Raw genomic sequence first — 18,349 nt, forward strand, 5'->3', positions numbered from 1 at the left:
TTCATGTGGTCTCCCCCGTCGGGACTCGGCGCGGTGCAAGGGTGTTCAGCAGGGCGAGCTGGTCCCGGATCCGCTGGGAGATGCTCTGCCACTGCCGGGTGAATCCGGGCTCCTGTTCCAGTACGTCCCACAGCGTGCTCAGGGTGCGGTCCCCGCGGGCGCGGGGCATCCACAGGTGCATCAGGTGCTCGACGGCGGGGCGCAGTGCCGTCAGGGCGGTGGGCGCCTCGACCGATCCGAGCCGGCCGTCGAGCAGGCGGACCACGGTGGTCAGCAGCCAGTCGTGCAGGGCGAAGTCCTCGCACAGTCCGGCCACGGCCACCGGCCGGGTGCCGTCGGGCACGGACAGACGGATGGTGCGCAGGTCGCCCTCGCCGAGCGTGAAGCGCTGGATCGAGGGGCCAGGACCGGCCGGCGCGGACAGTGCGGCCCAACGCAGGCGCGTGCGGCGGGACTTCTTGAACGGCACCGCCTGGTCGAGCAGCGGGTGCCGCAGGAGCTGCGTGAGCAGCCCGTCGGCGATCAGGCCGAGGTCCAGCTCGCCCGGCCGGCCGCCGCGCAGGATGCCGTCGGCGGCCTCTTGCTCGGGCAGTCGTCCGAGCGGTTCCACCCACCCGGGCCGCATCAGGTAGTGGCCCCACGCACGACGCCGGTCGGGGCCGTCGGCCGGCGCCCTGAAGTAGGCGGTGGTCTGCAGGACGCGGCCCTCGGTGAGCGTGGCGCGGACCGCCACCGTGCCGACCACGCGCACCTTCGCCCCGTTGGCGGTGGGCAGGGCGCAGTCCACGCCCGTGAGCGTCTCCGGTGAGAGCGCGTAGAGATTGGGCCGCTCGGAGACGAGGACGCGTTCGTCGGTCCGCAGGCTCAGCAGCGCCGCGGCCGACTCGGCGTCGAGGGGCTGCTGGGACGGCAGGATGCAGGTGAGCACCTCGCCGCAGCTCAGGACCGCGCTCGCCGTGCCGGGCGGGGCCGTCATCTCACGGCCCCGCGTAGAACACGTACGAGACGCGCTCGGCGACGGAGTCGGGGATCGACAGGCCCTCGCGGGTGGCCCGTTCGGTGACCTGGCGTTGTGCTCCGGCGTCCACGTCGGTCTGGTCGAGGACGACCCGCACCGCGTGTTCGACGGGCAGGAACCGTGAGGGCAGTACGGACCAGGTGCGGTAGGCGCTGAACGGGGCCGCGGTCGGGTTGAGCCGGAGCAGGGGCGGTAACTCGTCCCAGGCGCCGGGGAATTGAGCCGGGCGCCCGTCCTCTCCGGTCAAGTCCCGTGCGGTCAGGACGGGTTCGCCCTCGTTGCGGAGCAGGCCGAGGCGGGCCAGCTGCCAGACCGCGGCGAGGAAGGCGCAGGACCAGATGTGGTTGCCGTCCCGGTCCCTGTCCCACAGTTCGACGTCGACGAAGACGGAGTGGCGGCGGGCGGCGGTCTCGCTGGGCGGCTGCCAGGGGGCGGCTCTGCGCATGGCCTGGGCGGGGCGTGCGGCGGGGGTGCGCTGTCCGTTGGCGAGCCAGCCGGACCGGCTGACCGGGGGCCGGGCGCCGTAGCTGCCCGGGGGCGGTGACTCGACCAGGCGGCCCGCGACGGCCTGGGCGATCGGGACCTTGTCGGCGACGGCGCAGGCGGACTCGCGGGCCAGGTAGTCGATGACGAGCCCGGCCCGTTCGGCCTCGGCGAGGATCATCGGCAGCAGATCGGCCGGGGTGGAGAAGCGGCTGAAGTAGTCGTCTATCAGGAAGCACGTGCTGATCCGCGGGGTGCGGCCCGCGGCCCGGGCGGCGGTGTCGGCGCGTGCCGCGTCCGCCCAGGGCCGTACCCGCTCGAAGTGCTCGCGCAGCCGAGCGGGCCCTCCTTCCAGGTCCTCCAGGTACAAGTGCCCGAGTTCCAGGGAGAGATGGGCCAGCGGCACCGACTGGGTGCGGGGTTCGGCCGCGGTCTCCCGGAAGACGCCCTCCGTCACGGCTGCCCCCAGTACGTGTCGTCGGTCAGGCGGCGGGCGATCTCCTCCAGCACCTCCAGGGTGTCCGCGGTGGCGATCTGGGTGGAGACGACCTCTTCCTCGGTGATCAGTTGCTCGCGCAGCAGGAGTATGGGCTCCAGCGGTACGGTCCCGAGCACCACGCTGTCGCCGATACCGAGGTCGGCGGCCAGCCGCCGCAGCTTCTCGTCGTACATCTGCATCCACGCGGACTGGGCCGGCGGTACGTGGGACCACAGCGCCGAGTCCGGGTCGGGTACGGCGGCTCGCACGAAGCGGATGGCGCCCTGGAGCGCGTCCTTGTCGTGGCCGCGTTCCGCGCCGCCCTCCAGGATGCCGCGCTCGGCGAAGACCAGGCCGGCCGCGGCGATCACGTGCTGCCGGGTCCAGCGGTGGAACACGGCCCAGCGGGCGGGCAGTTCGCGCAACTCGCGCTGTGCTGTTGCCTCCAGGACCATGTCCATGGCGTAGCTGCGGCCGGCGCTGAGGTCCACGATGATCACGTCGAACTCGGTGTGCAGGCGCAGCAGCAGGTCCACGCAGCGGCGCAGGGCGTCCTCGTCGGTGGCGAACTCGCCGCCGCCGGCGTCGCCGGGCAGCAGGACGAGCCGCCCCGAGCCGTTGGGCCTGCGGCGCAGGACGGGGTGCTCGGTGCGGCGCCAGATGTCGATCCGGACCGGCTCGGCGGCCCGGCCCTCCAGATACGAGTGCAGCCCGCCGTCGCGGGCGCCGCGCAGGACGTCGGGTACGTCGAAGACGGCGGCGGCGGTGGGCGAGCCGAAGTCGAAGTCGACGTAGGCCACGTCGTCCCCGGCGAGGGCGCGGTGGTAGGCGAGGTTGGCGCTGGTGACGGAGCGGCCGGTGCCTCCCTTGTCGGAGGCGGCGAGGACGAGCACGGTCACCCCTCTCCCGCTGCCGCGCCGCGGGCCCGTGCGAGGGTGTCGAGTTCGCCGAGCACGTCCAGCGCGATGGCGCTCGCGGTGCCGGGCTGGGTGCCGACGAGTTCGCCCGCGCGGCGCAGCCTCAGTTCGATGGTCCGCAGCGACTTCGCCCAGTCGCTCTCGGTGAGCCCGGAGGAGCCGACCGCGGACTGCATCTCCTCCTTGCCGAAGCGGTGGTTGGCCTCGCTGAGCAAGTCGGTTGCCAGGAGCGCGAGTTGGGGGCTGCGGATCGGTTCGCGCGTGTAGAAGTTGTACGCGACGACCATGCACTCGGTGAGGCGTTCGGTGATGCTCCAGGACAGCGGGCCCTCGCGTTTGGGCGCGGTCGGGTAGACGGCGTTCACGTCGTCCCAGAGGTCGACGCCCTCGCCGTCCTCGATGCGCCGCTGCCACAGGTGGTCGAAGGTCTCGTCGGCGAGCCGCAACAGCCGGTCCTGGGTGACGGTGTTGCGGGAGAGTCCGGCCAACTGGACGGTCCGCTTGAGGAGTTGCGCGGAGAAGTCGGTGACCGTCCACTGCAGGGGCGGCCCGAGCTGCTCGCTGCCCTGCAGGGGCAGGGTGACACCGGGGCTGTGCAGCCGCAGGGACTGGTCGTCGCGGGTCAACGGGCTGGTGATGCGGCCGCGTTCGGCGAGGCGTTGCATGACGTCGACGGTGCGGGCGAGGTCCTCGTCGCCCGCGCGGCGGCGCACCAGGTCGTGGACGACGATCGCGGCGACGGAGAGCGAGAAGTACTCGGATTCGAGCCGCTGGCCGGTGACCCGCCAGGGGATGTCCTCCAACGGCCAGCGCTCGTCGCTGAACCGGGCGATCTCCGACCAGTACTGCTGGGTCACCGTCCAGCGCAGGCGCAGCGCCTCGGCGAGCGTCTGCTGCTCCTCGTTGAGCAGACCGAGGGTGAGGGTGCGGTCCGAGGAGAGGTCCTGGATGCCGTCGAGGGCGACGACGGTGAAGTAGAGGTAGGGCACGGGGTCGGCGACGCCGTCGGCCTGTGCCACGACCGGGCCGCCGGTGTCGGTCCCGCCGCTCAGGGGGACTTGCGGCGCACCCTTCACCACGCCCCACGCCCAGCCGCACTCGAAGAGCATGCTCTCGTTCTTGAGAGCGTCCTCGGTGTCGGTGATGCCCAGCGTGATGCGGTTGGCGATGGTGGCGCGCAGGGGCTTGAAGCGCTCCCGGAACTGCTGGAGGACGGCCCGCTCGGTCAGCCGCGGCTGACCGAGGTTGCGGCACAGCCGGCGGCCCTGGGTGGTGTCGGCGTCGAAGACGTTGACGGTGAAGGAGCGCAGCAGGCCGACCATGGCGGCGGTGAGCCGCTCGCTGGTGGCCTGTCTGAGCGCGACGACCTCGGCCCGCAGGTCGGAACGGAGCGTGGTGCGGGCGAACTTGTCGAGGAAGCCGAGAGTGGCCAGGCAGAGGGTCACGGACATGCTGAAGGAGTCCACGACACCGAGTTCCCGCTGCTCCGGGGTGACCTCCTGCAGCGGGTCCTGGGCGGAGAAGTAGTAGTCGCCGGCGAAGGTGGGGCTGCCGTCGGCCGCGGAGTGCCGGCTCATGAACTCGCTGAGCGCCGCGACCAGGGCGGCCGGGATCTCCATCCGCCCACCGGCCGGGCGGAGGTCGCGCAGAACGTCCTTCTGGGTGGTGTCGGGCTCGTCCAGCCGGAATTCGGGGATCTCCGTGGCGGGATACATCAGGCACAGCAGCCGCTCGGCGTCGGCGACGCTGCTGAGCCGTCCCCAGTCACCCCAGTCCCACCTGCCGTCGGCGAAGGAATGGCGGGCAATCGCTTGCCAGATCTGAAGCAGATGTACACGCGGCTTGATCTGCATCCCCATTCCCCTCACACAGGTCGTGCCGTCCGCCGCCCGATCGGAATCCGGGAATCCGGAATTCAGGAATTCCGGTCCCGCCGCCCGCAGGCCAGAATGATTCCCGTGTGCCCCGGACGCACCAAATGACTCGATTCACCCAGGCGGCGCGTCTCGATTTTCTCCACGAACCCCTGGAAGCTTTCCCTCACCTGCGTCTCGTCCACATCGCACGCCGGGTAGTGCCGATCGCCTACGTCATACCCCCTCGACCCCTCCATGAACGCGGCGGCGAAAGGCGCTCCGGGCTCCAGAGCCTCCATGAAGCAGGCGACTCCACGCCGGAACTCCGCGTGGGAGGTGGAGATGGATTCGGCCACGAAGAACATCGTTCCGATCTGCCAACGGCGTGGATCACGACTCCGACCGAAAAGTTTTCGTCGTTCCATGGCGAACAAATTGCCTTGCTCGACCTGGACCCTGGCGCGAAACCGTTCTCTCCGGTCGGCGTCGATCACGGCGTACTCAGGATCCTGGCACAGTACTTCCCAGAAGCTGTCCCAGCTCACGTCGTAGTGCGGCTTCTGGCCACGCAGATAGCGGACGTTCTTCCGCGCTCTCTCCAGGAGGGTGATCTCCGTGCACCACGGGAGCATGGACAGCGCCGGATAGAGATTGGCTCCTGCACCGATGTCAATACCGCGAATCAGCCGATCGGGATGTTCACGGAAGTGGTTACTGAAGTGCTCCCGCACAAAAGTGAGGATCTCCGCGTCCGCGTCCAGAAGATCGCGGTAGTTCTGATCGACATATGCGCGGGGATCGAAGTCGTCCCACGGCGCGTCGTCATTGAGCACGTCGGAGTCCGTCTGAACTCTGGAGGTCATGCTCGATAGTACCCCCGCATACTACATCGCCGAACACAACTCCGGGCAGCTTCACGGAGGTTACGCCAAATTGACGAGAGACTACAAGAAGTCGGAAGTGGTCAGATCGACAAAGATATTTGGTCCTGAACAGCACTTGAGTGATCGGGAGATTCGCGGCCATCCTGATCGAAACCCTGTCGGCCCCGCCGAGAACACGGCGTGCCGCGGAGTCGGAATTCACCCGTAAGTGGTCAACCTGCCGGGGATCTTCATCAGGGGGTGGCATGACTGCTCTGCCCGCACGCCGATCGGTACGGCAGTTGCGTCTGCGCGGAGTCGGCGAGGCGGACCTCGACGCGCTGGCCCATCTCGACCGGGAGGCCTTCCCCGACGAGCCGTACCCCTACTTCGTGCTGCGCCAGCTGTACGACGTGTACCCGAGGCACCTGCTGGTCCTCGACGACGGCACCGCGCTGAAGGGGTACGTCCTCGTGGGCACGCCGCCGGACGCCACCCGGAGCTGGATCCTGGGGCTCGGCATCACCCGGGACGAGCGCGGGCGCGGGCACGGCCGCCGGCTGATGCTGGAGGTGCTGCGCCGGCTGCGGGCCGACCGGGTGCGCGAGGTGTGCCTCACCGTGGACCCCGCCAACCTCCCGGCGATCGACCTCTACGCGTCACTGGGCTTCACCGCCGAACCGGACGTCCGCGCGGACTACTTCGGCCCCGGCGCGGACCGCCTGATCATGCGCCTCACCCTGTGACCGGCCCGGCGAACCCCCGCACGTATCCCTTCTGCCAAGGCGTCTCCACCGCCCGCCGGTCGTAACGCGCCCGCACATAAGCGACCGCCTCCCCCGCCGGTACGCCGTCCAGCACCGCCAGACAGGCCAGCGCCGTCCCCGTACGCCCCCGCCCACCACCGCAAGCGACCTCGACCCGCTCGTCCACCGCCCGCTCCCAGACCTCGATCAGGGCCTCGCGCGCGCCCGGACGGTCGACGGGAAGCCGAAAGTCGGGCCAGCGCAGCCAACGGGACTCCCAAGGGACGGGCGGGGGTTGACGTCCGAGCAGATAGAGGGCGTACGAGGGTGTCGGCGCCGTCGGATCCAAGGGGTGCCGCAGACCTCGGCCCCGGACCAGCCGCCCTGACGGCAGCCGAAGCACCCCCGCATCGCGCTCGTCCCACAACTCGCCCACGCCGACCCCCTCAGTACTCGTCCCACCGCTCGCCCACGCGAGCCCGTCACCGCTCCGCCGCCTCCCGCTGGACCGCCTCCAGCAGGGCCCGGGCCGCCCATCGCATCACGTCCTCGGACTCTTCGGGGTCGACTCCGCAGACGTCGCGGGTGGAGACCAGTGCCTCGACGCCGTAGACCATCGTGACGGCCACGGTCAGGCGGCGGTGGAGGTCGGGCGGCAGGGTGTCGGCGGGGTTCCGGGGCGGTGCGGGTCAGGTCGAGGCGCTCGCACGTCTTCGAGTTCAAGGACGGCAAGATCTCCCGCGAGAGCGTGTGGCTGGACGGGGCGGCGATCGCCGCCCAGCTCACCGCACCCGCGCAGGCGACCTGACCCGTCATCAACTCCGGCCATTTCAAAGCGCCATTGGTCCGACCTGTGACGGATACGCCCATTAGTGTGCGATGTCTTGACCGTCCCCAGGACCCCACCTATGGTCGCGCTGACGTCAGGACATAGGACGTCGTATCTCCTCATCCTCGGCTGGAGGAACCGTGCACCGCCGGACCTTCCTGAAGCACACCGGCGCGGTGGGCGCGGCCGCTGCCCTGTCGTCGTCCCTGGCGGCCTGCGGACCGGAGTCGACCAACGACACCGGGGGCGGCGGCAAGGACCGGGCGCTGACGGCGGTGATCGGGTACGGGAACGACGGCAGCTGGGATCCCACGCAGACGGCGTCGGCATTCTCCATGGCCGCCAACAATCACATCTACGAAGGGCTCCTCGACACCGACCCGATCACCCGGACGCCCTATCCGGCGCTCGGCACCGAGATGCCGGGCGATCCGGACGCCACCTCCTGGCGGTTCGCGCTGCGCGAGGGCGCCACCTTCCACGACGGCAAGCCGGTCACCGCCGACGACGTGGTGTTCGTGTTCGACCGGATCCTCGACCCGAAGACTCAGACCCTGGCCCAGGGTTTCTTCGCGAGCTGGCTGAAGGAGGTCCGGAAGGTCGACGCGCGCACGGTCGAGCTGGTCCTCAAGTTCCCCTTCCCGGACGGGCTTTCGCGGCTCACGCTGGCCAAGGTCATGCCGAAGCACGTGTTCTCGCGGCCCGGCGGCTGGGACGACGCGATCCGGGGTCTGGCGGTCGGCTCGGGGCCGTACCGGCAGACCGCGCACCACCCGAAGGCCAACACCACCTTCGCCGCGTTCGAGGCCTACAACGGCCCGCGCCGGCCGGCCTTCCACAGGATGAACTGGCTGACGATCGTCGACGCGGCCTCCCGCGTGGCCCGGGTCTCGGGCGCGAGCGCGGGCGCGCAGGTCTCCGACAACATCCCGTACGCCAACATCGCCCGGCTCAGGAGCGGTGGGATGACCGTCGCGGGCGGGGCCGGGATGAACAACCTGTTCCTGCTGTTCAACACCGAGCACAAGCCCTTCGACGACGTACGGGTGCGGCAGGCGCTGCACTACGCCATCGACACCGACACGATCGTCCAGGTCGCGCTGAAGGGACACGGGAAACCGTCGTCGTCGTTCCTGAACGAGGGCAACCCCGCCTACCGGCCGGCGAAGACGGTCTACGGCCACGACCCCGAGAAGGCGAAGGCGCTGCTGAAGGCCGCCGGGGTCAGCGGACTGAAGGTCGACATCCTTGCGGTGAACCTGAGTTGGATCGTCGACTGCCTGCCGACCATCAAGGCGTCCTGGGACGCGATCGGGGTGAAGACGACCCTGTCCCCGCAGGAAACGACCGCCGTCTTCACCAAGTTGGACCAGAAGCAGGCCTACCAGGTCGTGGCCGCCGCCTCGAACCCCAACCAGTTCGGCCTCGACGCCGACCTGATCATGCACTACAACTACGGCCCCCAGAACCTCTGGATGGGCTACGCCCGCTGGGCCGACCACCCGGTCGCCAAGCGGCTGTTCAGGGACATGGACCTGGCCACGCGGGAGTCCGACCCGGTGCGGAAGAAGACGATGATCCAGGACTACGTCGACGTCGTCGCCGAACAGGCCGTGCTCTACCCGGTCGTCCACAACGAGTTGATGACCGCCTGGGACCCGCAGGAGCTGACCGGCATAAAGCCGCAGCCCTACCCGGGCGTCAACTTCCTTCAGGCGAAGTGGGTCTGACGCCATGACAGCTGTCGCACGGATCCTGGTCCGCCGCATCGCCCTGCTCGTGCCGCTGATGCTCGGCATCGTCCTGTTCGTGTTCCTGGTGATGCGCTTCTCGGACGTCGACCCGGCCTCCGCGTTCTTCCAGGGCGCGAACCCCACCCCGCAGCAGCTGCACGACTTCCGCGAGCGCAGCGGCCTGCTGGACCCACTGCCGGTGCGCTACGTCGACTTCGTGGGCGACCTGCTCCACGGCGACCTCGGCACCAGCACACTGACCCGGGCGCCGGTGCTCGACCAGGTCACCACCGCCCTGCCGCTCACCCTCCAACTGACCTTCCTCGGCCTCGGCATCGCGGTCGTGCTGTCGCTGCTCGGCGGGGTGACCGCGGCGATCTACCGCGACCGGCTGCCGGACCAGATCGTTCGCGTCGTCTCGCTGACCGGCGTCGCGGCCCCCGGCTTCCTGCTGGCGCTGCTGATGATCCAGTACCTGGCCGTGGACCGGGGCTGGTTCCCGGCCGGCGGCTACATCAACCCGGCGGACTCCGTCACCGGCTGGCTCAAGACGATGGCCCTCCCCGCGCTCGCGCTCTCGCTGCCGGTGGCGGCCCAACTCACCCGGATCGTACGGACGTCGGTGGTGGAGGAGCTGGACAAGGACTACGTCCGCACGGCGATCGGCAGCGGGCTGCCGCCGCGGGTCGTGGTCGGCCGCAACGTGCTGCGCAACGCCCTGATGAACCCGCTGACGGTGCTCGGTCTGCGGGTCGGCTATCTGCTGGGCGGCGCGGTGGTCATCGAGACGATCTTCGCGCTGCCCGGCATGGGCAAGCTGATGATCGACGCCGTGCAGAACGGCGACCCGGCCGTCGTGCAGGGCGTGGTGATCACGACCGCGATCGGCTTCGTCGTCGTGAACCTCGTCATCGACGTCCTGTATCTGCTGGTCAACCCGCGACTGAGGGATGCGGCCACATGAACACCCCGTTCACGCGCAAGGGCCTCGCCGACGCGCTCTCCCGGCCCGGCGTCCGCCTGCGCGGCTGGCGTCGGCTGCCGCTCCTGTCGAAGGTCGCCGTCTGTTTCCTGGCGGTCGTCCTGCTGGTGGCACTGCTCGCGCCCCTGCTCGCGCCCGACGACCCGCTCGCCCAGCAGGCGCCGGTCGACGGCACCGGACACCCGTCCGCCGCGCACTGGCTGGGCCAGGACAGCCTGGGCCGGGACCTGCTGAGCCGCCTGATGTACGGGGCCCGCTGGTCGCTGGCGATCGGCCTGGGCGCCACCGCGCTCGCCCTCGTGGTGGGCGCCGTGCTCGGCGCGGTCGCGGCCACCTCGCGGCGGGGCGTCGACGAGACGCTGATGCGCTGTCTGGACGTGGTGATGGCGTTCCCCGGCATCGCGCTCGCGGCCGTCCTGGTGGCCGTGTTCGGCGGCGGCATCACCGTGCTGATCTGCGCGATCGCGTTCCTGTTCACCCCGCCGGTGGCACGGGTCGTACGAGCCAACGTCCTCGACCAGTACGGCGAGGACTACGTGACCGCGGAACGGGTGATCGGCGCGCGGACCCCGCACATCGTGCTGCGGCACGTGGCGGTCAACTGCGCAGCCCCCGTCCTGGTGTTCTGCACGGTCCAGGTCGCCGAGGCGATCGTCTTCGAGGCGTCGCTGTCCTTCATCGGCGCCGGCGTCCGGCCCCCGGACCCGTCCTGGGGCAGTGTCATCGCGGACGGCAAGAACATGGTGCTGACCGGCGGTTGGTGGGCCACGGTCTTCCCCGGGCTGCTGATGCTGGTGACCGTCCTGTCGCTGAACGTCCTGTCCGAGGGCGTGTCCGACGCCTGGGCGGCCCCCTCCGCGCGCGAGGTGACGACACGCGACCCGGACGAGGCCAAGGACCGGCTGGAGACCCCGGAGCCCGGCACCGGCGAGGTGCTCCCGCTGCCCGGTCTGACCGCGGCGGCCCAACGCCTGCGCTCCCGCGCCCGGCCGCTCCCCCAGGGCCAGTTGCCGATACTGGCCGTCGAGAACCTCGCCATCGGCTTCGAGGGCCGGCACAACGGCGTGGACATCGTCGACGGCATCAGCTTCGAGGTGCAACCCGGCGAAGTCCTGGGCCTGGTCGGCGAGTCGGGCTGCGGGAAGTCGCTCACCGCGCTCACCATCATGGGCCTGGAGCCCAAGGGCGCCCGCGTCCGCGGCCAAGTCCGCTTCGAGCAGCGGGACTTGCTGGCCGAACCGATGCGGGTGCGCCGCCGGCTGCTCGGCCACGAGATGGCGATGATCTACCAGGACGCCCTCTCCTCCCTCAACCCGGCGATGACGATCCGCGCCCAGCTCAAGCAGGTCGTGCGCCGGGGCGGCCACCGCAGCCCCGCCGAACTCCTCGGCCTGGTCGGCCTCGACCCCGACCGCACCCTGCGCAGCTACCCGCACGAACTCTCCGGCGGCCAGCGCCAGCGCGTCCTGATCGCCATGGCGCTGTCCCGCGACCCGAAGCTGATCGTCGCCGACGAGCCGACCACCGCGCTCGACGTCACCGTGCAGGCGCAGGTGATGCAGCTTCTGCTGCGCCTGCGCGAGGAGTTGGGCTTCGCGCTGGTCCTCGTCTCGCACGACCTGGCGCTGATCGCGGACGTCACCGACCGGGTGGTGGTGATGTACGGCGGCCAGATCGTGGAGACGGGCGTGACCGCCGACCTGGTCGAGGCGCCGGCCCACCACTACACACGCGGCCTGCTCGGCAGCGTGCTCTCGCTGGAGTCGGCGGCCGAGCGGCTGACGCAGATCAAGGGCGTCGTCCCCTCCCCCGCCGACTTCCCGGCCGGCTGCCGCTTCGCCGACCGCTGCCCCCTGGCGAGCGACCTGTGCCGCACCACCCGCCCCGACCTGCTGGGCCCACCGACCCACACGGCGGCCTGCCACCACCCGGCGACCGAACCGGCGACCACGGAGGCCGTGACGTGAACGCGATCGTCGAACTGTCCGACGCCCATGTGGTGCACAAGGCCCGCAGCGGTGGCCTGTTCAGCCGGGATCGGGTGTACGCCCTGACCGGCGCCGATCTCGTCGTCGCGCCCGGTGAGACGGTCGGTGTGGTCGGCGAGTCCGGGTGCGGCAAGTCGACGCTGGCGAAGGTGCTGGTGGGTGTGGAGCGGCCGACGTCCGGCTCGGTGGCCTTCCGGGGGCGGGACCTGTGGTCGATGCCGGACGGCGAGCGCCGGAAGGCGATCGGGTCCGGCGCCGGCATGATCTTCCAGGACCCCTCGACCGCCCTGAACCGCCGGCTGCCGATCCGGCAGATCCTGCGCGACCCGCTGGACGTGCACGAACGCGGCACGAAGCCCCAACGCGAGGAGCGCGTACGGGAGTTGATGGCCCTGGTCGGGCTGCCGCGTGCCCTCGCCGACGCGCTGCCCGGCCAGCTCTCCGGCGGCCAGCGCCAACGCGTCGCGATCGCCCGGGCGTTGGCCCTGGACCCGGACCTGGTGGTGGCCGACGAACCGACCAGCGCCCTGGACGTCTCGGTCCGCGCCCAGATCCTCAACCTCCTGCTCGACCTGCGCGAACGCCTGGGCCTGGCCCTGGTGTTCGTCTCACACGACATCCAGACGGTACGGCGGATGAGCGACCGCGTGATCACCATGTACCTCGGCCGGATCGTCGAGGAGGCCCCGGCCGCCGACGTCACCGACCGCGCCCGGCACCCGTACACCCGTGCGCTCTTCTCGGCCACGCCCGGACTGCTCGACCCGGTCGACCCGATCCCGCTGACCGGCCCGGTCCCGTCGGCCACCCGGCCGCCGAGCGGCTGCCCCTTCCGCACCCGGTGCTGGAAGGCGGACGAGGAGTGCGTGTCCAATATGCCGGAATTCTCGGCCGCGTCGGAGGCCGGTCACCGCTATCGCTGCCACCATCCTGTGGAGGAGGACCAGTCGACCCGCGACCTCGTGCGACAGAACCACCCCAGGGAGCCATCATGACCTTCCCCGCCCCGCTCACCGGTGTCGTCCCGCCCGTCTGCACCCCCCTGACACCGGAGGGCGAGGTGGACGTCCCCTCCCTGCTCAGGCTGGTCGACCATCTGCTCGGCGGCGGGGTGGACGCGCTCTTCGTGCTCGGGTCCTCGTCGGAGGCGGCCTACCTCACCGACCGGCAACGCAGACAGGTCGTCGAGTCGGTGGTGGGCCACGTGGGCGGGCAGCACCCGGTCCTCGCGGGCGTCATCGACATGACGACCCCGAGGGTCCTGGACCACGTCGAGTCCGTCACGGCGGCGGGCGCGGACGCCGTGGTCGTGACGGCGCCGTACTACACGCGCACCCACCCCGCCGAGATCGCCCGCCACTTCCGGCTGATCGCCGCCGCGAGTCCGGTTCCGGTCGTCGCCTACGACATCCCGGTCGCCGTCCACACCAAGCTGCCCGCCGAGCTGGTCCTGGAGCTGGCCGCCGACGGCACACTGGCCGGGCTCAAGGACTCCAGCGGCGACCTGGCCGGCTTCCGCGAGGTCGTCACCGGCGCCCGCGCGCTGTCCGGCTTCAGCGTGCTGACCGGCTCCGAGCTGCTCGTCGACGCGGCCCTCGCACTCGGCGCGCACGGCGCGGTGCCCGGCCTCGCCAACGTCGACCCGCACGGCTACGTCCGTCTCGACCGGTCCTGCCGGGCCCGCGACTGGGACCGCGCCCGCGTCGAACAGGACCGCCTGTGCGCCCTGTTCCACCTGGTCGGCGCCGGCGACCCGGCCCGGATGGGCGGCAGCTCCTCGGCCCTCGGCGCCTTCAAGGCGGCGCTGCACCTGCGCGGCATCATCGACTGCCCGGCGACGGCGGAACCCCAGGTGCCGCTGTCACCGGAGGAGGTACGCCGGGTGGGCAAGTTCCTGGCGGCGGCCGGTCTCCTCTAGGGCACTCAGAGGCTGTCGGTCGGCAGCCGGCGGAACTCGATCGTCTCGTACGTACCCGCCACACCCGTCTCGTACAGCAGCCCGACCGTCTCCCAGCCGATCCGCACCAGGTCGGAGTAGGCCGCCCGCTGCGTCGACAGGGTCAGTGCCTTGGTGAAGGTCGCGCCGCCGTCCGTGCTGCGCCAGATCGCCATCGCCTGGCGGGCGGTGGGCACGGACGGTCCTGAGAACAGCAACGGGGCGCCCGGCTCGGGGAGTTGGAGCACGCTGCCCTGGACGGCCGGTACGTCGCTCAGGGTGGCCTGCTGGCGGTAGGGGCGGTCGAGGGTCTGGCCGCCGTCGGAGGAGTAGCTGTCCAGCCGGTTGCCCTTGCTGGTGCCGCCCTCGTCGCGGGAGCTGAAGTAGAGCCGCCCGTCCGGGAGTTCGGTGACGCTGGTCTCGTTGGCGTTGTCGTAGCCCTCGTACGAGGAGTCGACGAAGCCGATGTGCCAGGTGATGCCGCCGTCGTCGCTGTAGATCGCATGGCCGCCGTAGTACTTGCGCTCCTGGCCGGTGTCCTTGGAGCCCTCGGGCGGGGCGGCGGAGTGGTTGGCGGGGACGACAAGGCGGCCGGCGTGCGGGCCGCTGGTGAGGGCGACGGCGTGGCCGGGTCCGGTGGCGTACCAGCGCCAGTTCGGCTCCTTGACCTGGGCCGTGATGTCGACCGGCGCGGAGAAGTTGCGGCCGTCGTCCCAGCTGCGCTGTACGAACACCCGGCGGCTCTGCTCGGGTGTCACCTCGCCCCGCATGATCTGCGGCTCGGTGACGACACCGCTGTTGTAGGACGTCACCAGGACGACGGCGCCGGTGAGCGGGTCGAGCACCGGCGCCGGGTTGCCGCGGGTGTTCCCGTCCCCCTCGGTGACCACCTGCAGCGGGCCCCAGGTGCAGCCGCCGTCGGCGGAGCGCTTGAGCACGACGTCGATGTTGCCGGTGTCGGACGCGCCGGTGCGCCGTCCCTCGGCGAAGGCGAGGACCGTGCCCCGGCGGGTGGTGACCGTCGCCGGGATCCGGTACGTGTCGTAGCCGCCCTGGCCCGAGACGTACGGGACGGAGGACGTGCAGCCGGCGGCGGAGGCGTGCGGGGTCGCGGTGAGGGGGGCCGCGAGGACCGCGGCGACGACAAGGGTGCGGCTCAGGATGGTCATCGATCTCCCTAGGGCCTGTCGTTCGGATCAGCTCGGCGTCGCGGGCCCTGGCACGCACATCTGCCGAGTTGTCGTCAGTCGCCGACGCTCCGCGTCGACTCCCTCCTCCGCCTTGCAGCTGCACGCACCAGACCCCGCTCGGGTCGGCCCGGACGCACCGTTCCTCACAGCCGGGCTGATCCGAACGACAGACCCTGGCGGGCTGTCCGACTCTGACCTTCCGTCACATGCTCCCCGGTGTCGGCGATCCCGACCCGCAGGGCACGATCACCGGCCGGGCCGATCGCGGGTCCCTAGCCTGCCCAGGATCCGGCTGACGGGCGTCGCGAAGACCGTACGAATGGCGTGGGACAGTTCGGCCGGACGGGTGCCCTCGACAGGGAATCCGGCGTCGCCGGTGTGCTGCAGTGCCCTCCGACGAGTGTCAGGACGGCGTGCGCGCCGACTCCAGCAGACGGGTCACGTCGTCCGCGCAGATCGTCAGGGCCGCGCCCACCGTCGTGAGGACCTCGCGCTCGGCCGGCGTGTAGGGGCCGTCCGCGAGGGCGATGCGGGCACCCTGCAGCAGGATCGATTCGCGGCCCACCGGAGCGAGGTGCGCGGCGAGCGGGTCGAGGGCCTCGTGCAGCTCTATGGCGAGTCCGGCGCCGCAGGGCTGGCCGTAGACCCGGCCGGTGTCGGCGGCCAGCGCCTCCACGAGCGCGTTCAGCTGCTCCTGTGTGCAGTCGTCGAAGCCGGCCGCGCGGACCGTGCCCGCGGCGGCCTCCAGGGCCGTACGGGAGCAGCTGCCGCTCGCGGCGAGGACCGCCAGGGCGACGGTGTGCACGGCGTCGCGGAGCATCGCGGAGAAGCGGGTGGTGGTCGGATGGTCGAGGGAGTCCGTGCCGAAGTGACGGCGGCAGGCGGCGCACTCGACGACCGGTCCGGTCTCGCCGCGCGGCAGCACCGGCACACCCAGCAGGGTGAAGCGGCGGCGGCCGGTCAGCCGCTGGTAGTTGCGGTCGCCTCCGCAGCCGGGGCAGAAGAACTCGCCGTCGCCGACCGGTGTCCATGCGGTGCGCGTGCCCAGGATTCGGGCAAGCCAGGAAGCACGGCCGTCTGGTCCCCGTACTGGCAGCACGTCGCACCTCCGTAACGCCGCGGCAACATCGCCGCGCTTGCGTGATGTTAGCCACATTGTTGAGGTGTAGTCAGTACCCCGGAAGAGACCTTTCCGTGACCTCCACGTCCGGGTGGCCGAAAAGAGCGGGGCCTTGCTCGCCGTATACGACGAGCAAGGCCCCGAAACCGCCGGTCAGAGTGACTATCGGGTCGCGCGGTTGACGGCGGACACGACGGCCTTCAGTGACGCACGCGTCGTGTTCGCGTCGATGCCGATTCCCCAGAGAATCTTGTCGTCGATCGCGCATTCGATGTAGGAGGCGGCCTGCGCGGAGGCGCCCTCGGCCAGCGTGTGCTCCTGGTAGTCCAGCAGGCGTACGTCGACGCCGACGGACTGCAGGGCGTCGAAGAAGGCCGAGATCGGTCCGTTGCCGGAGCCGGTCAGGACGGTGTCCTCGCCGTCGACGGTCGCCTCGACGGTCAGGGTGTCGATGCCGTCCGTGTCGGTGGTCGACTGGCCGGTGCGGACCTGGATGCGGCCCCAGGGATTCTCCGGGTTCGGCAGGTACTCGTCCTGGAACACCGCCCAGATGGCACCGCCGGTGACCTCGCCGCCCTCGGCGTCCGTCTTGGCCTGGATGATCTTCGAGAACTCGATCTGCATCCGGCGCGGCAGGTCCAGCTTGTGGTCGTTCTTCAGGACGTACGCGACACCGCCCTTGCCGGACTGCGAGTTGACCCGGATGACGGCCTCGTAGGAGCGCCCGACGTCCTTGGGGTCGATCGGCAGGTACGGCACCGCCCACTCGATGTCGTCGACCGTGACGCCCTTGGCGGCCGCGTCGGCCTCCATCGCGTCGAAGCCCTTCTTGATGGCGTCCTGGTGGGAGCCGGAGAAGGACGTGTAGACCAGGTCGCCCACGTACGGGTGGCGCGGGTGGACCTCCATCTGGTTGCAGTACTCCCACGCGCGACGGATCTCGTCGATGTCGGAGAAGTCGATCTGCGGGTCGACGCCCTGCGAGAACAGGTTCATGCCCAGGGTGACCAGGTCGACGTTGCCGGTGCGCTCGCCCTGTCCGAACAGGCAGCCCTCGACGCGGTCGGCGCCGGCCATCAGCGCCAGCTCGGCGGCCGCCACCGCCGTACCGCGGTCGTTGTGCGGGTGGATGGAGATGCAGACGTGCTCGCGGCGGGACAGGTTGCGGCCCATCCACTCGAAGCGGTCCGCGTGCGTGGACGGCGTCGAACGCTCCACCGTGGCAGGCAGGTTGAGGATGATCTCGCGGCCCGGACCCGGCTGGTAGACGTCCATGACCGCCTCGCAGACCTCCAGCGCGAAGTCCAGCTCGGTGTCGGTGAAGATCTCCGGCGAGTACTGGTATCCGAACTCGGTCTCGGGGCCCAGCAGCTTCTCCGCGTACTCCATCACCAGCCGCGTGCCGTCCACGGCGATCTGCTTGATGTCGTCCTTGGACCCGCGGAAGACCACCCGCCGGAACACCGGCGCGGTGGCGTTGTACAGGTGCACGGTCGCCCGCTTGGCACCCTTCAGCGACTCCACGGTCCGCTCGATGAGATCCTCACGCGCCTGAGTCAGCACGGAGATCGTCACGTCGTCCGGAATCGCGCCCTCTTCTTCGATGATCGAGCGCACGAAGTCGAAGTCGGTCTGACCGGAGGCCGGGAACCCGACCTCGATCTCCTTGTAGCCCATCGATACCAGCTGGTCGAACATCCGGCGCTTGCGCTCGGGCGACATCGGGTCGATCAGGGCCTGGTTGCCGTCACGCAGGTCGGTGGAGAGCCAGCGGGGGGCGGTGGTGATGCGCTTCCCGGGCCACGTCCGGTCCGGAATGTCGACCTGCTCGTAGCGGCCGTACTTGTGGATCGGCATACTGCTGGGCTGCTGGCGATTAGCCATGATCGGGGGCTCCTCAGGGTGTCCGGAAGGACGGCCGACGACGCAACACCAAGCTCCGCGGGGAGGGAGTCGACCTGCCTTACAGGCCCTCGCCGCGGCAGCTAAGAAGGAGCAGCCCGAAACGCATGATGCAGAGCATGCTAGCGGAGCCCCCATGGGCAGGCGCCCCCGTATCAATATGCGGGACTGTGCTTCTTTCCGGGGCGCGGGGCTGTGTCGATATGCGGCTCCGCCGCGTGGGCGCGACAAGCCCCCACCAGCCGGTCAGGGCCTAACACAGCGCAACCACCCACGGCGGCCGCATCCCCATATTTCACCAATCATGG

At 70.5% G+C, this 18,349-nt stretch carries 17 protein-coding genes; 7 read left to right on the forward strand and 10 right to left on the reverse strand.

Annotated elements, in window-relative coordinates; genetic code table 11:
* Position 1 precedes the first annotated feature (1 nt).
* The 5 genes from M2283_RS14275 to M2283_RS14295 form a co-directional block, all read right to left on the reverse strand.
* Positions 2–976 (reverse strand): SCO2521 family protein, encoded by a 975-nt coding sequence (locus M2283_RS14275; protein ID WP_280876557.1) that lies wholly within the window; start codon positions 974–976, stop codon positions 2–4.
* 1 nt (position 977) lies between these two features.
* Positions 978–1,958: an SCO2522 family protein gene (locus M2283_RS14280; RefSeq protein ID WP_280876558.1), complete on the reverse strand. Its 981-nt coding sequence runs from the start codon at positions 1,956–1,958 to the stop codon at positions 978–980.
* Entirely contained in the window at positions 1,955–2,872 is a 918-nt protein-coding gene (locus M2283_RS14285) for an SCO2523 family variant P-loop protein (RefSeq protein WP_280876968.1), read from the reverse strand. The genes M2283_RS14280 and M2283_RS14285 overlap by 4 nt, the downstream gene beginning before the upstream one ends.
* A gap of 2 nt (positions 2,873–2,874) precedes the next feature.
* On the reverse strand, positions 2,875–4,749 hold the full coding sequence (locus M2283_RS14290; RefSeq protein ID WP_280876559.1) for an SCO2524 family protein: 1,875 nt from the start codon (positions 4,747–4,749) through the stop codon (positions 2,875–2,877).
* Positions 4,750–4,811: 62 nt separating this feature from the next.
* Positions 4,812–5,585, reverse strand: a complete 774-nt coding sequence (locus M2283_RS14295) for an SCO2525 family SAM-dependent methyltransferase (protein ID WP_280876560.1) — start codon at positions 5,583–5,585, stop codon at positions 4,812–4,814.
* Positions 5,586–5,881: 296 nt separating this feature from the next.
* Here M2283_RS14295 and M2283_RS14300 point away from each other — a divergent pair, with 296 nt between their 5' ends.
* Positions 5,882–6,361 (forward strand): GNAT family N-acetyltransferase, encoded by a 480-nt coding sequence (locus M2283_RS14300; protein WP_280876561.1) that lies wholly within the window; start codon positions 5,882–5,884, stop codon positions 6,359–6,361.
* Here M2283_RS14300 and M2283_RS14305 read toward each other — a convergent pair.
* Together M2283_RS14305 and M2283_RS14310 are read right to left on the reverse strand one after the other, a co-directional pair.
* Positions 6,351–6,797 (reverse strand): protein phosphatase, encoded by a 447-nt coding sequence (locus M2283_RS14305; RefSeq protein ID WP_280876562.1) that lies wholly within the window; start codon positions 6,795–6,797, stop codon positions 6,351–6,353. The two genes, M2283_RS14300 and M2283_RS14305, sit on opposite strands and share 11 nt — an antisense overlap.
* Positions 6,798–6,843: 46 nt before the next feature.
* On the reverse strand, positions 6,844–6,990 hold the full coding sequence (locus tag M2283_RS14310) for a hypothetical protein (protein ID WP_280876563.1): 147 nt from the start codon (positions 6,988–6,990) through the stop codon (positions 6,844–6,846).
* 53 nt (positions 6,991–7,043) lie between these two features.
* Between M2283_RS14310 and M2283_RS14315 the strand changes: the two genes are divergently transcribed.
* From M2283_RS14315 to M2283_RS14340, 6 genes are all read left to right on the forward strand, one after another.
* A complete protein-coding gene (locus M2283_RS14315) occupies positions 7,044–7,169 on the forward strand; it encodes a hypothetical protein (RefSeq protein WP_280876564.1) in 126 nt (41 codons plus the stop codon).
* A gap of 161 nt (positions 7,170–7,330) precedes the next feature.
* Positions 7,331–8,920 carry an ABC transporter substrate-binding protein gene (locus M2283_RS14320; RefSeq protein ID WP_280876565.1) on the forward strand — a complete coding sequence of 530 codons (1,590 nt, stop codon included), beginning with the start codon at positions 7,331–7,333 and terminating at the stop codon, positions 8,918–8,920.
* Positions 8,921–8,924: 4 nt separating this feature from the next.
* On the forward strand, positions 8,925–9,887 hold the full coding sequence (locus M2283_RS14325; protein ID WP_280876566.1) for an ABC transporter permease: 963 nt from the start codon (positions 8,925–8,927) through the stop codon (positions 9,885–9,887).
* Complete coding sequence (locus M2283_RS14330) at positions 9,884–11,872, forward strand: dipeptide/oligopeptide/nickel ABC transporter permease/ATP-binding protein (protein ID WP_280876567.1); 1,989 nt, start codon at positions 9,884–9,886, stop codon at positions 11,870–11,872. The genes M2283_RS14325 and M2283_RS14330 overlap by 4 nt, the downstream gene beginning before the upstream one ends.
* Entirely contained in the window at positions 11,869–12,888 is a 1,020-nt protein-coding gene (locus M2283_RS14335) for an ABC transporter ATP-binding protein (RefSeq protein WP_280876568.1), read from the forward strand. Before M2283_RS14330 ends, M2283_RS14335 begins: the two co-directional genes overlap by 4 nt.
* Positions 12,885–13,811, forward strand: coding sequence for a dihydrodipicolinate synthase family protein (locus tag M2283_RS14340; protein ID WP_280876569.1), 927 nt, complete (start codon positions 12,885–12,887; stop codon positions 13,809–13,811). Before M2283_RS14335 ends, M2283_RS14340 begins: the two co-directional genes overlap by 4 nt.
* 5 nt (positions 13,812–13,816) lie before the next feature.
* Here the strand turns inward: M2283_RS14340 and M2283_RS14345 are convergent, their stop codons facing one another.
* The 3 genes from M2283_RS14345 to leuA form a co-directional block, all read right to left on the reverse strand.
* Positions 13,817–14,998, reverse strand: coding sequence for a sialidase family protein (locus M2283_RS14345; protein WP_280876570.1), 1,182 nt, complete (start codon positions 14,996–14,998; stop codon positions 13,817–13,819).
* Positions 14,999–15,422: 424 nt separating this feature from the next.
* A complete protein-coding gene (locus M2283_RS14350) occupies positions 15,423–16,118 on the reverse strand; it encodes a TerB family tellurite resistance protein (protein ID WP_280876571.1) in 696 nt (231 codons plus the stop codon).
* A gap of 183 nt (positions 16,119–16,301) precedes the next feature.
* Positions 16,302–18,023 carry a 2-isopropylmalate synthase gene (leuA, locus tag M2283_RS14355; RefSeq protein WP_280876572.1) on the reverse strand — a complete coding sequence of 574 codons (1,722 nt, stop codon included), beginning with the start codon at positions 18,021–18,023 and terminating at the stop codon, positions 16,302–16,304.
* Positions 18,024–18,349: the final 326 nt, after the last annotated feature.

It is taken from the genome of Streptomyces pseudovenezuelae (assembly GCF_029892565.1).
GTDB lineage: Bacteria > Actinomycetota > Actinomycetes > Streptomycetales > Streptomycetaceae > Streptomyces > Streptomyces pseudovenezuelae_A.